The organism is Chloroflexota bacterium (assembly GCA_011322445.1).
Lineage (GTDB): Bacteria > Chloroflexota > Anaerolineae > Anaerolineales > DRMV01 > DRMV01.
Genome location: DRMV01000048.1, coordinates 32,394 through 45,132 on the forward strand (window position 1 = coordinate 32,394; position 12,739 = coordinate 45,132).

Sequence of the window (12,739 nt, forward strand, 5' to 3'; positions counted from 1 at the left end):
GGAGGTTGATGTGGAAGTCAAGGTACTGATGACCTGGAACATCCGCATCGACAAAGACCGCGAATATTTCGAGTTTCTGATCAAGCAGTTTTTGCCCGGGATGCAACGCCTGGGCTTGCAACCCACCGATGCGTGGTTTACCGCCTACGGGGAAGGCCCGCAGGTGCTGGCCGCGGCGCTGGTGCCTTCATACGAAGCGGCGCGCTACATCCTTGCTTCGCAAGCCTGGCAACATTTGGAAAAAAAATTGCGCGACTACGTCACCGACTATCGCTACAAAATTGTGCCGGCGCGTGAAGGGTTTCAACTGTAACGCGCCCCCAGGCAACGCCCGAGCAGGGTGGGAATGCCCCACCCTGCTCGTTTTTAACCCACCAGGAACACACCCTGCGTCTCGCACAGCAAGCCCCCTGCGCGGCAATCGAAGGGGGCGAAGCCATCTCCACTTTCAGAACACGTGCACCGCTGAGGCTTTAAAGCCCAGCCAAACCGGCTTTCCTGGGCGCAAGCCAAGGTTTTCCAACGAGGGGGTGGTCACGGCAGCCACGAAAGGCAACGCTTCGCCTTCCGCCGCAGGCACAGCCACGGTCACGTACGCGAGCGCGCCTCGCCGCTCCACGTCGGTCACCTGGCCGCGAAAAACGTTTCGCACGCTGGAATCCAGCGGGTGGTGCGCCAAAACGATGTCTTCGGGGCGGATGGCAAAATGCACGGCCCCCCGCCGCGCCGCCACAGCGGCCACGGCAAGGCCATGCGTGCGTAACACCGCAGCCCGGCCATTGCCAGGCTCGGCCTCGGCGGCAAAAATGTTCCGCATGCCCACAAACTCGGCCACAAAACGGGAGGCTGGCCGGCGGAAAATTGCCTCTGCCGCGCCCATCTGCTCCACGCGGCCATCGTGCAACACAGCGATCCGGTCGCCCAACGCCACCGCCTCTTCAAAATCGTGCGTTACATGCACCACCGTGGTACCCAGTTCGGCATGCAAGCGCCGCAGTTCGCCGCGCAGCGTTTCCCGGTGCTGGGGATCGAGGGCGCTGAGGGGCTCATCCAACAACAGCAGCCGGGGACGGATGACCAGCGCCCGCGCCAGGGCCACCCGCTGGCGTTCCCCACCGCTCAGGTGCGTGGGAAAACGCTCGGCCAGGTGAGCAATATGCAGCATTTCCAACGCGGCGGTCACCTCCGGGCTGCGAACTTCGCGCCGCAGGGTGTACCGCCCCAACCACGGCATGGCTCGCCGCCAGCGCGGCTGCCGCTGCAATGCCAACCCAAAGGCCACATTCTCAGCCACCGTCATGTGGGGGAAAAGCGCATGATGCTGATACACCACCCCCACCCGCCGCGTTTCCGGCGGCGCGTCGGTCACGTCTTCCCCGCCCAGCAGCACGCGGCCTGCCTGCGGCTGATGCAGCCCTGCGATAGTTTCCAGCAGCACGGTTTTGCCCGCCCCCGTGGGGCCGAGCAAAATGAAATACTCCCCTGCCGCCACCTCCAGCGTCAGGTCGCTCAGGCGGAAATTTCCCGCCTGCACGCTCAAGTGCTCCAAGCGCAGGCTCTGACCATCAAATCCGTGCATCGCGCCCCACCCATCGCAACACGAAGAACACACCCAGCGAAATCAAAATGACCAGCGAGGCCACCGGCTGCGCGTAGGCCAGCCCGTAAGATTCAAAACGCGAAAAAATCAACACCGGCGCCACGGTGGGATGATACGCCAAAATGACCACCGCGCCAAATTCGCTTAGCCCTCGCGCCCACATCATGATGATGCCCGACAAGATGCTGCGCCAGGCCAGCGGGAAGGTAATTTGCCAGAAAGTCTCCCAGGGGGAAGCCCCCAGGGTGCGCGCGACGGCCTCCAGCCGGGTGTCAACGGCCCGGAAACCATCGCGGGCAGCGTTGACCAAAAAGGCCAGGCTGACAAAAAGCATGGCGATGATAATGCCCGGCACCGCCGAAACAAAGTGAATGCCGACAGCGCCGAACAACTTACCCAGGAAAGTTTGGCGTCCAAACACCATGAGCAAAGCAATGCCGGCGGCCGAATGCGGCACAACGACCGGAATGTCAACCACGGCTTCCACCAGAGCCTTGCCGGGGAAATCGGCGCGCGCCAGCACATAGGCCAAGGGGATGCCCAAAAGTAGCGCCAGACCCGTCGCGGCTGCCGAAGCGCCAAAAGTCAACAAGATGGCCGCGCTGACCTCGCTTTCCTGCCAGGTGCGCCACAGCACCGCCGGCGAGGAAGCCAGCAAGGTGCGCATCAACGGCCACGCAATGAAAGCCACCAGCACCGACCCCAGCAACGCAAAGGCCAGGTGCAGGCGGTTACGGGGTTTCAAGAAGTCAGGAAGGGACATGGGAAAGGAGTTGCGTAGTTGCGTAGTTGCGTAGTCGGGTAGTCAGATAGTCGGGAAGCCGGGATGTTACGGCTGAACCAGCGGGCGGAGGGAGGCAGGCAGGTTGTCGGGAGCATCGGCAACCGGGGGGGTGAGCGGTGGTTGGCCGGCTTCCCGCAAAATCGCCTGCCCCTGCGGGCCCAACACAAAAGCCAGGAATGCCGCCGCCAGGTCAGGGTGCGGCGCGTTGGTGGGGATGGTCACGCCATAGAGAATCGGCGCACCCGTTTTGGTGACGGTTTCCCCGGGCCTGGCGCCGTTGATTTGCACCTTCGCCTGCGCGTAGAAATCGGCATACTGCGGGTCGCTCAGGTTGAGTTGCGGCGGCAGTTCCACATAGCGCAAATGATGCTGCACCGCCACCGAGAGATATTCAAACGCATAATCCATATCGCCCGACTGCAACAACGCCAGCAGTTCCACTGCTTTGGGGCGCACGTTAGCCGCGGGGCAGTGGTCGTCTAACTGCTGCGCCAGGCCGGGCACCTTGTAATAGGCCTCGGCCAGTTGCCACACCATCAGCGTGCGATAGCCGCAGGGGTCGGCATTGGGGTCAGAATGCCCATACACCACCCCATCGCGCAGCAAAATGCGATACCAGTTGTCGGCGTTGATTTCGTCGGCATACTTCGAGCGGTCGGTGTAGGCAATCACCATGGCATTGGTGGCAAAGCGAATGTTCCAGTTGGCAAACCTGGGCTTGAGCAGGTTGTCAATCACGGTGTAATCGGCCACAAACACCAAATCGGCCTGCTGGCCGAGTTCGCTCACCTTGCGGGCCACCGTGCGGCTGCCACCCGAAACCGTGGCAAATTCCACCCCAGGGTGCTGCTTGTGAAAGGCAGCCGTCAACTGCTGAATGGGCACCGTCAGGCTACCGGCGTGGAAAATCGTCAACGTGCCGGAAAGTGTATCACCGGCGGCAGGGGTGGGTTGCGCACGGCCGCAGGCCGCCAACAACCCGGCAAAAACCAAAGCAAAGGCAACAAAACGCTTGCGCACAGGGCAACCTCCATCGTTTCAAGAATAAAATTGCGAACCATCCTTGCCCCTGAAAGCCGGCACAGGGGGGAAAGGCAGCCCTCACGCCACCACTGTGCCCGCCGGGGCGAGGTCGTAACCGGGCAAATCGCCAGCCAGGCGGCGGAACTCGGCCGCAGGCAGGGCTTCCAGCAAAGGCAGCAGGGGGCGCGTGGCCTCTTCCGGGAAAATCAGGTCGAAGCGCTCGGTAAACAACGGCAGGAAATCCAACCCCGCCGCCCGGGCAGCGGCTTCCAACCCCAGGGCCACATCGGCTTCCCCGGCAGCCACCGCACGCGCCGCAGCCGTGTGGGTAGCCACTTCTCGCGCGTAACCGCGCACTGCAACCGGGGCAATGCCCCGTTCCCGCAGGCGCGCATCGAGCCACACCCGCGTCCCTGAGCCACGGTTGCGGTTGACAAAGCGCAGGTCGGGGCGGGTCAAATCGTCCAGGCCACGAATGCCATGCGGGTTGCCGAAGGCAAACATCAGCCCCTGCACCCGCCGCGCCAGGGTGACCACCCGCACCCCCCCGCCCGGGAAGAGCCGCCGCACCGTCGGCAGGTTGTACGAGCCGTCTTCATCGAGCAAATGCGCACCGCTGAGATGGCACAACCCCTGCCGCAAATTGACCAGGCCATCCAGGCTGCCTACCGGGTAAAGCACAAGATCCAGATGGGGCACAAGACGGTTAGCAAGGCGTTCCAACGCCAGATCGTGGCTTCCAGCAAACACAGCCGTAGGGCGCGTGCTCTCGGGCAACACCAGGCGCTGCAACACAAAAGCCCCTGCCGTCGCCCGATAGGTTCGCGGACGCCCCCGCCCTGCCGGGCCTTCGGCCTGCACCAACCCGGCGCGTTCCAGCCGCCGCAAATGATGCTGCACCCATGCCGGCGACTGCCCCACCATCCGCGCAAGTTGGGAAAGCGTGGCCGGGCGCGCCATCAGCAAGCGCAGCAGGCGCAGGCGGCGCGGGTCCGAGAGCAAACGGGTCTGTTCCCAGGTGGCGAGTGGCAGGGCTTGTTTCATGGCAAAACTTGTTTAAGGGGAAACTTAAACCAAGTTTACCACAAAAACGGGCGCCGCCCCGCAAGATGCCATCCCCGCCAAAGCGCGGCTTCCCTCACCCCAGAATGTGGTATAGTTTGAGAAAACCCAAAACGGTGTCGACGAAGATGGAGGAAAGTATGCCACACCTGTTACTCATCGAAGACGACGAAGGCATCGTGCGCTTCTTGAGCCGGGCGCTGACCTATGAAGGTTACCAGGTCGATGTGGCAACCGATGGGGAAGCCGGGCTGGCCCTGGCCCGCGCCAACATGCCCGACCTGGTCATTCTGGACTGGATGCTCCCCGGCATGGACGGGCTCGAAGTTGCACGACGGCTACGCGCCATGGGCGACGTGCTCATCCTCATGCTCACGGCCAAAACCAGCGTGGCCGACCGGGTGCAGGGGTTAGACATGGGCGCCGACGATTACATGGTCAAGCCCTTCAACATGGACGAACTGCTGGCGCGCATCCGCGCGCTGCTGCGCCGCTCGCGGCAGGAAGAGCCGAAAGTCTATCGCTTTGCCGACCTGGAACTGGATACCGGTACCCACGAAGCCCGCCGGGGCGAGCGCGTCATTCCCCTCACGGCCAAGGAATACGAACTGCTGGAACTCTTTATGCGCCATCCCCGCCAAGTGCTCACCCGCGAGCAAATTTACGAGCAGGTGTGGCAATACGATTTCGGGGCGGCCAGCAACCTGCTGGAAGTGTACATCCGCTACCTGCGCCGCAAGTTAGAAGAAGGCGGCGAACCGCGCCTGATTCACACCCTGCGGGGCGTGGGCTATGTCCTGCGCGAACACGCCGAGGAGTAGCCTTCCCCCATGCGTACTCTGCGTGCCCGCCTGACTTTGCTTTACGTCCTGGTCACAGGCGGGATGTTCTTGCTGTTTGGCGCGGCGGTGTACAGCGTGGTGGGAGTCTTGCTGATGCGGCAGGTGGACCGCACGCTCATCCAAACCGGCGCCGCGCTGGTCATGCAGGTCAAAGTCAGGGATATCCAGCGCCCTGAAGTTTCCATGCCGCCCGACCTGGTGATCACCGCGGGGGTGGTCGTGCAGGTGTGGGACCGGGAAGGGCGGCTGGTGCCCTTACCCGGGGGCTGGAGCCAACGCAGCCCGCTTTCGGCGCGCGGGTTTTCGGTAGACCGCCCTACCCTGCTCACCGAGCGCCACGCCCACCAACCCTGGCGCGTGCTGGCCGAGCCTATTTTCTTCACCGGCCGGCGGGTGGGCACGCTTGAAGTCGGTATGCCGCTGACGCCGGTCAAACAAGCCCGCCAGGCCGTGCTGGTCGCGCTGGTCAGCGTGACCCTGCTCGCCATGCTGCTGGCCGCGCTGGTGGTGTATTTCAGCGTGGGCGTCGCGCTGGAACCCCTGGCCCACGCTACAGCCCTCGCGGACCAGATCACCCACGCCGACGACCTCTCCCGCCGCATTCCGGTGCCGCGCGGCGCAGGCGACGAAGTGTGGACCCTGGTTCAGGCCTTCAATGCCACCCTTGCCCGCCTGGAGGCCCTCTTCCAGGCGCAGCGGCGTTTCATTGCCGACGTCGGCCACGAATTGCGCACCCCCCTTACCGTCATCAAAGGCAACGCCCAGTGGATGCGGCGCATCGGCCAGCTGGACCCCGAAGCGTTAGACAGCATCGAAGAGGAAACCGACCGCCTCGGCCGTCTGGTAGAAGACCTGCTGCTGCTGGCACGCGCCGAAGCGGGAAAACTTCCGCTACGCCGCGAAGCCGTGCCCCTCGACGCCGTGTTTGCCGATGTGCTGCGGGAAATGCAGGTCGTGGCGCGGCAAAAAGGCGTGACGCTGAAAGTGCACATCGACCAGCCCGTGCAAGTGGAAGGCGACCCCGACCGCCTGAAACAAGTGTTCATCAACCTGGTGGGCAACGCGGTGAAATACACCCCCGGCGGCGGCCAAGTGACCCTCACCCTCAGCGAAGACGACGGCTGGGCCATCTGCCAGGTCAGCGACACCGGGCCGGGCATTCCCCCTGAAGACCTGCCCCATGTTTTCGAGCGGTTCTACCGTGCCGACAAGGCCCGCAGCCGCGGCCAGGGCTTTGGGCTGGGGCTTTCCATCGCTTACTGGATCGTGAAACACCACGGGGGAAGCATCGAAGCGGCTTCTCGGCTGGGGGAAGGCACCACCTTTACGGTGCGTTTGCCGCTCCTCAAGGAAGCCCCCGACCCCGCGGAGGACGCCGCGTAAAGCCAGATACACGCCGCCCCCAGGTTTTCGTTCCCTGGGGGCGTTCCCATTTCAACCCAGCAAATCCTTCAACTTATCCAAAAAACTGCGTTCCTGGGGCTTGACTTCGGTGCCCAGGCTCTGTGCCAGTTCATGGAACAGGGCGCGCTGCTGCTCGTCGAGGCGGGTGGGAATTTCCACATTGACTACCACAATCTGGTCGCCGCGACCGCCGCGTTGCAAATGCGGCACCCCTTTGCCCCGCAGGCGGAAAGTTTGGCCAGGCTGGGTGCCCGCCGGAATGCGGAGCGTGTGAGGGCCATCGACCGTCGGCACCTCAACTTCGGCGCCCAGGGCTGCCTGTGCCACGTTGATGTTGAGATGCAGGATGATATCGTCGCCGCGGCGCTGGAAGAAGCGGTGTGACTTGACCTTGACCTTGATGTAAAGGTCACCGGGGGGACCGCCGTTTTCGCCTGGCTCACCTTCGCCAGCCAGCCGAATTTGCGTGCCGCTATCCACACCCGGCGGCACAGCCACCACCTTTTGCACAGTGCGGCGCTCGACCCCGCGGCCACGGCACGTCGGGCAAGGTTGCGGAATGACCTTGCCCTGCCCGCGGCAGGTCGGGCACAGGGTTTCCTGCACCATCGTGCCAAAGAACGTCGTGCGCGTTTGGCGCACCCGCCCACTGCCGTGACAGGTAGGGCAGGTTTGGGGCTGAGTGCCCGGCGCAGCGCCAGTGCCGCCGCAGGTGTGGCAGGTCTCGTTGCGGGTGAAACGCACTTCTTTTTCAGCGCCGAAGACGGCTTCCTCGAATTCCAGGGTGAGGCTAATTTGCACGTCGCGGCCGCGGCGTGGCCGTGGGCGGCTGGCCTGCCCCCAGGCGCGCCCAAAACCGCCGAAGCCAAAAATCTCTTCGAAAATATCGGCAAAGTCGCCCATGCCGAAATCGGCCGCACCCCGGAAGCCGCCGCCCGCGCCCCCCACCCCCGCATGGCCAAAGCGGTCATAAGCGGCGCGCTTTTGCGGGTCGGAGAGCACGGCATAGGCTTCGTTGATTTCCTTAAACCGCTCTTCGGCATCTGGCTCGGTGCTCACATCGGGGTGATACTTGCGCGCCAAACGCCGAAAGGCGGCTTTGATTTCATCCTGACTGGCATTCCGAGGAACGCCGAGAATTTCGTAGTAATCACGTGGCATGGCAAATGTTCAATCGCGTAGGGTTACAGGCGCCAGGGCGTAGAAACACGTCATCAGCGCCCTAAAAGGGAGTCTTTTCACTCATCAAGGGAATTGCGGCCTCGCCGATTGCAGGCCAAAGAAGCCGTGAGCGGCACAACCCAAACCGCTGCGCCCGACGAAGCGACGCTTTAGGCTGCCTGGGGCAACGCCTCGTGCACCGCGCGGATGGCTTCGCGAATCGCTTCCGCTGTGGCGCTTTCGTCGGCGGCAACTTCCCGCAGCGCCGCCACCGCGGTGCGAATGCGTTCCTGCTGCTCGGCGGGAATTTTCTCGCCCAGGTCGCGCAGCACTTTTTCTGCACCGTAAGCCACCTGCTCGGCCTCGTTGGCCGCTTCGATGCGCTCGCGCCGCCGACGGTCTTCAGCAGCGTGCTTTTCGGCTTCTTCCTGCATCTGGCGAATTTCGTCTTCCGTCAGCCCCGACGAGGCCGTGATGGTGATATGCTGGCTGCGCCCGGTAGCCTGGTCTTTGGCGGTCACTTTCAGGATGCCATTGGCGTCCAGGTCAAAGGTCACTTCGATTTTGGGCACACCGCGGGGCGCTGGGGGGATGCCATCCAGAATGAAACGCCCTAACGACTTGTTATCCTTGGCCAGCGGGCGCTCGCCCTGCACAACGTGGATTTCCACCTGGGTCTGGTTGTCGGAAGCCGTCGAGAACACCTGGCTTTTGCGGGTGGGGATGGTGGTGTTACGGGGGATGATGGGCGTGGCGATGCCGCCCAGGGTTTCGATGGAAAGCGTCAACGGCGTGACGTCCAGTAACAGGATGTCGGTTACCTCGCCGCCGAGCACGCCGGCCTGGATGGCCGCGCCGAGGGCGACCACCTCGTCGGGGTTGACGCCTTTGTGTGGCTCTTTGCCGAAGAATTTAGCCACGGCTTCCTGCACGGCGGGCATGCGGGTCATGCCGCCGACCAGCACGACTTCGTCGATCTGGCTGGCGGTCAGACCGGCGTCGCGCAGGGCTTCCTCCATCGGCTGCAGAGTGCGCTCGATGAGGTGGGCGGTCAACTGCTCCAGTTTGGCGCGCGTCAGCGTGGTCACCAGGTGCTTAGGGCCTTCGTTGGTAATCGTGATGTAAGGCAGGTTGATTTCGGTCTGCAGCAGGCTGGAAAGTTCTTTTTTGGCCTTTTCAGCAGCATCTTTGAGACGCTGCAAGGCGTTGCGGTCCTGGCGGAGGTCAATGCCCTCGGCTTCCTGGAATTCCTGAATGAGATAATCCATAATGGCCTGGTCGAAATCGTCGCCGCCGAGGAAAGTATCGCCGCGCGTGGCGAGCACCTGGAAGACGCCTTCGCCGACTTCCAGAATGGAAATATCGAACGTGCCGCCGCCGAGGTCGTACACTGCAATGGTTTCGTTTTGCTTGCGGTCGAGGCCGTAGGCCAGTGCCGAAGCCGTTGGTTCGTTGATGATGCGCAGCACCTCCAGCCCGGCAATGCGCCCGGCGTCTTTGGTGGCATTGCGCTGGGCGTCGTTGAAATAGGCCGGCACGGTAATCACCGCCTGCGTCACCGGCTCACCGAGGAAAGCCTCAGCATCGGCCTTGATTTTCTGCAAAATCATGGCCGAAATTTCCGGCGGGGCGTATTCCTTACCGCCCATCAGCACCCGCACGTCGCCGTTGGGCGCGGCCGTCACCTTGTAGGGGATGCGTTTGCGGGCTTCGGCCACCTCGGGGTCGTCGTATTTGCGCCCCATGAAGCGCTTGACCGAGAAAATGGTGTTCTCGGGGTTGACGATAGCCTGGTTACGGGCCACGCGCCCGACCAGCCGCTCGCCTTTTTTCACCGCCACCACCGAAGGCACCAGGCGCTCGCCTTCGGCCGAGGGAATGATGGTGGGTTCGCCGCCGGAAATCACCGCAGCGACGGAGTTGGTCGTACCCAGGTCAATGCCAATGGTTTTTCCCATGAGAATGTCCTTTCCAAAGCCAGGTCACAAAGTGACGAAGGAACGAGGGATCACGTCCACCCTTTATTGCGCGACCCGCACCAGCGCCGGGCGCAGCACCTGGTCGCCGATCATGTAGCCGCGGCGCACGACCTCGATGATTTCTTCACTGCCGTGCTCGTCGTGCGGCTCGTGGGTGATGGCCTCGTGGAAGCGCGGATCGAAAGGCATGCCCGGCCGGGTATCCATCGGCTTGACGCCCTCGGCTTCCAGCACGGCCAGCATCTTGCGGTAGATGAGTTCAATCCCTTCTGCCCAGGCCGCGCCCTCGCCTTCGGTGGGTTTGTTTTTGAGGGCCAGTTCCAGGTCATCCAGCACTTCCAGGTAACGCCTGGCGATGCTGGCGACCAGGTCGCGGCGGGCCTGCTCTTGCTGTTCTTCCACACGGCGGCGATAGTTGGCAAAGGCTGCCCGTTCGCGCTGCCAGCCATCGAGGTATTCCTGCATCTGGGCGCGCGTGTTTTCCAGTTCAGCCTTCAGGGAAGCCGCGTCGTCCGCGGGGTTAGCCTCGCCTTCAGGCGCTGCAGTTTCCTCGGGGGCCTCGGCTTCCCCCGTGGGGGGCGCCTGGACGCTTTCGGCGGCTGCCTCAGAGGTGGCTTGCGTTTCCGCATCTTCGGCCGCGACGCGGGCTTTTTCTTCCTGCGAAGCCGGAGGGGTGTGTCTCTTCTTCTTTGCCATAGTGGGTTCTCCCTATTCTGCCAAAGTTTCGGTGACCATATCACTCAATAAACGGGCGACAAAGCGCACCGTGGGGATGGCATTACTGTAAGCCATGCGGGTGGGGCCTAACACGCCTACCATGCCGGTGGCAAGGCCCGGCGCGCCATAGCGCGCCAACACGAGGGAACAGTGGCGCAGTTCTTCCCAATCTTCGCTGCCCACCAGCACCTGCACGCTGCCAATGTCGGCCTGGGAAGCCACACGTTGCAACAAGCGCTCCAGCAAGGCGCGGTTTTCCAACATGGCGAGGGCACGGCGGGCTGTTTCGGGGTGGTTAAATTCCGGCTCAGCCAGCACATGCACCAGCCCGTCGCGATAAACGGCTTCCACCAGGTGCTGCGCCGTTTCTTCCATCTCGTCCACCACCACGCGGCGGATATCGGCTTCGAGGGCATCGCTGGGGCGCGGCGCGCTGCGGATGGCTTCCAGGGTTTGCCCGGCATAGCGGGCATTGAGGTGCTCCGCGGCCGCGCTGAGGCGGGCTTGCGGCAGTGGCTCGGTCAGATGCAGCAACCGCTGCCGCACTTCGCCGCCCACCAGCACCAACACCAGCAGCACCTGCCGCCCCCGAATGCCAATCAGTTCCAGGTGCTTGTAGCGGGCCTCTTCAGGGTGCGGCGCGGTGACCAAAGAGGCTGCCCGCGCCTGTTGGGCCAACACCGATGCCGCCAGTTGCATCCACTGGTCAATATCTTCCTGCGCCTGGTAGAACTGGTGGGCAATGGTGCGCTGGGTTTCAGGCGGCAAGTCGCTCCGCTCTAACAACTGCTCCACAAAAAAGCGGTAGCCTTTCGGCGTGGGAACGCGGCCCGCGGAGGTGTGCGGTTGGGTCAGGTAGCCCTTCTCGGTCAACACCGCCATTTCGTTGCGCACGGTCGCCGGGCTGATGTTGAGATGGTAACGCTTGACCAGCCGGCTCGAGCCGACCGGCTGCGCCGTGGCGACGTGGTCGCGCACGATGAGGGTCAGCAGGAACTGCTGCCGGTCGGTGAGTTCTTCTCCGGGTAGGGGCGTGCGCTTGCGGCGGGGCGACATGATGGCCTCTCAGGGAAGCGAAAAATTAGCACTCCTGGCTTGAGAGTGCTAATTTTTGGTGCTTTTATGATACCACGGCCCCGGTAGGGCGTCAATGCATGGCCACGCAGCGAGCATTTCAGCACGCCACCGCCTTGCAGGCATGCACACCACCGCCTCAAACGTTGCGATTGTATTGCAATTTGAACAGGTTTCTGCCACAGGCTGACCCATCGTCCGCCTTTAAGGTATAATTACCCGTTGCCGAACACCGGAAACAACGGCGGGCGGCACGTTTTTTCGCGAACTTTGAACAAAGGAGTGTTGCCATGAGTGTTCAAACTGTGACTGCCCCGGATGGTACGGAGATCCAACGCAAGATGCACTTCACCGGCAAAGTCATCAAGACCACCACAGCGGGGGCTGTTGTGGACATCGGCGTGGGAAAGCCGGCCGTCGTGCATATTTCCCAACTGCGAGAAGAACCCGTCAAGAAAGTGGAAGATGTCGTCAATGTAGGCGACGAAGTGGAAGTGTGGGTGCGCCGCATCACCCCGAAAGGCATTGTCGAACTCACCATGATCAAGCCCCTCGACCTCGAATGGCGTGAAATCAAGGTCGGGATGACGGTCAAAGGCAAAGTGGAGCGGGTGGAAAAATACGGCGTGTTCGTCAACATTGGCGCCGAAGTGCCCGGCCTGGTGCACATCAGCGAAATGACCCACGGCTTCATCCGGTCGCCGCGCGACCTGGTGCAGGAAGGCGACGAAGTGGAAGCCCAGGTAATTGCCGTCAGCCGCCGCAAGCGCCAGATCAAACTGAGCATGAAGGCCCTGGAGCCGAAGCCCGAAGAAATCATGAAAGAGGTCAACCGCCCCACCCGCCGCAAGGCCAAAAAGGCGGGCAACGGCAAGAGCGACAAAGCAGCCGACCTGCAAGATTACGTTCCGACGCCGATGGAAATGGCCCTGCTGGACGCCCTCAAGCGCGCCCGCGCGGACATGGAAAAGGCCACCGGCAAGGCCCGCACCGATGCCAAAAAGCGGGTCAAGGAACTGGAGGCGCTGCTTTCCAAGCGGATGCAGGCTCACTTGAACTGAGCCGCGGCGCGTGGCAACGCTCGTTTTCCATC

Annotated in this window: 12 protein-coding genes; 4 read left to right on the plus strand and 8 right to left on the minus strand. The window is 62.8% G+C overall.

Translation table 11 applies throughout. The annotated features are described in order from the left end of the window. The first annotated feature begins 10 nt into the window (after window positions 1-10). Entirely contained in the window at window positions 11-313 is a 303-nt protein-coding gene (locus ENJ54_10635) for a hypothetical protein (GenBank protein ID HFC10287.1), read from the plus strand. A 135-nt stretch (window positions 314-448) separates the two neighbouring features. Here ENJ54_10635 and ENJ54_10640 read toward each other — a convergent pair whose 3' ends face one another. From ENJ54_10640 to ENJ54_10655, 4 genes are all read right to left on the minus strand, one after another. After that, entirely contained in the window at window positions 449-1,579 is a 1,131-nt protein-coding gene (locus ENJ54_10640) for an ABC transporter ATP-binding protein (GenBank protein ID HFC10288.1), read from the minus strand. Continuing rightward, the gene (locus tag ENJ54_10645; GenBank protein HFC10289.1) at window positions 1,566-2,363 is read right to left on the minus strand and encodes an ABC transporter permease subunit; all 798 of its coding nucleotides are present in this window, start codon (window positions 2,361-2,363) and stop codon (window positions 1,566-1,568) included. The genes ENJ54_10640 and ENJ54_10645 overlap by 14 nt, the downstream gene beginning before the upstream one ends. 66 nt (window positions 2,364-2,429) lie before the next feature. After that, window positions 2,430-3,404: a tungstate ABC transporter substrate-binding protein WtpA gene (wtpA, locus tag ENJ54_10650; protein HFC10290.1), complete on the minus strand. Its 975-nt coding sequence runs from the start codon at window positions 3,402-3,404 to the stop codon at window positions 2,430-2,432. Window positions 3,405-3,485: 81 nt separating this feature from the next. Continuing rightward, window positions 3,486-4,451 (minus strand): ArsR family transcriptional regulator, encoded by a 966-nt coding sequence (locus ENJ54_10655; protein HFC10291.1) that lies wholly within the window; start codon window positions 4,449-4,451, stop codon window positions 3,486-3,488. A gap of 158 nt (window positions 4,452-4,609) precedes the next feature. On the opposite strand from ENJ54_10655, the gene ENJ54_10660 reads away from it, so the two are divergent. After that, window positions 4,610-5,290 carry a response regulator transcription factor gene (locus ENJ54_10660; protein HFC10292.1) on the plus strand — a complete coding sequence of 227 codons (681 nt, stop codon included), beginning with the start codon at window positions 4,610-4,612 and terminating at the stop codon, window positions 5,288-5,290. A gap of 9 nt (window positions 5,291-5,299) precedes the next feature. Then, a complete protein-coding gene (locus ENJ54_10665; protein ID HFC10293.1) occupies window positions 5,300-6,694 on the plus strand; it encodes a HAMP domain-containing histidine kinase in 1,395 nt (464 codons plus the stop codon). 51 nt (window positions 6,695-6,745) lie between these two features. Here the strand turns inward: ENJ54_10665 and dnaJ are convergent, their stop codons facing one another. The 4 genes from dnaJ to hrcA all read right to left on the minus strand — a co-directional run bounded on the left by dnaJ (window position 6,746) and on the right by hrcA (window position 11,628). Next, on the minus strand, window positions 6,746-7,876 hold the full coding sequence (gene dnaJ / locus ENJ54_10670) for a molecular chaperone DnaJ (protein HFC10294.1): 1,131 nt from the start codon (window positions 7,874-7,876) through the stop codon (window positions 6,746-6,748). Between the two features lie 170 nt (window positions 7,877-8,046). Then, window positions 8,047-9,834: a molecular chaperone DnaK gene (gene dnaK / locus ENJ54_10675; protein ID HFC10295.1), complete on the minus strand. Its 1,788-nt coding sequence runs from the start codon at window positions 9,832-9,834 to the stop codon at window positions 8,047-8,049. 63 nt (window positions 9,835-9,897) lie between these two features. Then, window positions 9,898-10,551, minus strand: a complete 654-nt coding sequence (grpE, locus tag ENJ54_10680) for a nucleotide exchange factor GrpE (GenBank protein HFC10296.1) — start codon at window positions 10,549-10,551, stop codon at window positions 9,898-9,900. Window positions 10,552-10,563: 12 nt separating this feature from the next. After that, window positions 10,564-11,628 (minus strand): heat-inducible transcription repressor HrcA, encoded by a 1,065-nt coding sequence (hrcA, locus tag ENJ54_10685; GenBank protein HFC10297.1) that lies wholly within the window; start codon window positions 11,626-11,628, stop codon window positions 10,564-10,566. 308 nt (window positions 11,629-11,936) lie between these two features. Here hrcA and ENJ54_10690 point away from each other — a divergent pair, with 308 nt between their 5' ends. Continuing rightward, window positions 11,937-12,707, plus strand: a complete 771-nt coding sequence (locus tag ENJ54_10690) for a S1 RNA-binding domain-containing protein (protein ID HFC10298.1) — start codon at window positions 11,937-11,939, stop codon at window positions 12,705-12,707. Window positions 12,708-12,739: the final 32 nt, after the last annotated feature.

What these genes read in the sequence shown, in the direction of transcription:
- ENJ54_10640 (HFC10288.1), bottom strand. Translation starts at nt 1,579, where the DNA reads ATGCACGGATTTGATGGTCAGAGCCTGCGCTTGGAGCACTTGAGCGTG.
- ENJ54_10655 (HFC10291.1), bottom strand. Translation starts at nt 4,451, where the DNA reads ATGAAACAAGCCCTGCCACTCGCCACCTGGGAACAGACCCGTTTGCTC.
- ENJ54_10645 (HFC10289.1), bottom strand. Translation starts at nt 2,363, where the DNA reads ATGTCCCTTCCTGACTTCTTGAAACCCCGTAACCGCCTGCACCTGGCC.
- grpE (HFC10296.1), bottom strand. Translation starts at nt 10,551, where the DNA reads ATGGCAAAGAAGAAGAGACACACCCCTCCGGCTTCGCAGGAAGAAAAA.
- ENJ54_10660 (HFC10292.1), top strand. Translation starts at nt 4,610, where the DNA reads ATGCCACACCTGTTACTCATCGAAGACGACGAAGGCATCGTGCGCTTC.
- hrcA (HFC10297.1), bottom strand. Translation starts at nt 11,628, where the DNA reads ATGTCGCCCCGCCGCAAGCGCACGCCCCTACCCGGAGAAGAACTCACC.
- dnaK (HFC10295.1), bottom strand. Translation starts at nt 9,834, where the DNA reads ATGGGAAAAACCATTGGCATTGACCTGGGTACGACCAACTCCGTCGCT.
- ENJ54_10690 (HFC10298.1), top strand. Translation starts at nt 11,937, where the DNA reads ATGAGTGTTCAAACTGTGACTGCCCCGGATGGTACGGAGATCCAACGC.
- ENJ54_10665 (HFC10293.1), top strand. Translation starts at nt 5,300, where the DNA reads ATGCGTACTCTGCGTGCCCGCCTGACTTTGCTTTACGTCCTGGTCACA.
- dnaJ (HFC10294.1), bottom strand. Translation starts at nt 7,876, where the DNA reads ATGCCACGTGATTACTACGAAATTCTCGGCGTTCCTCGGAATGCCAGT.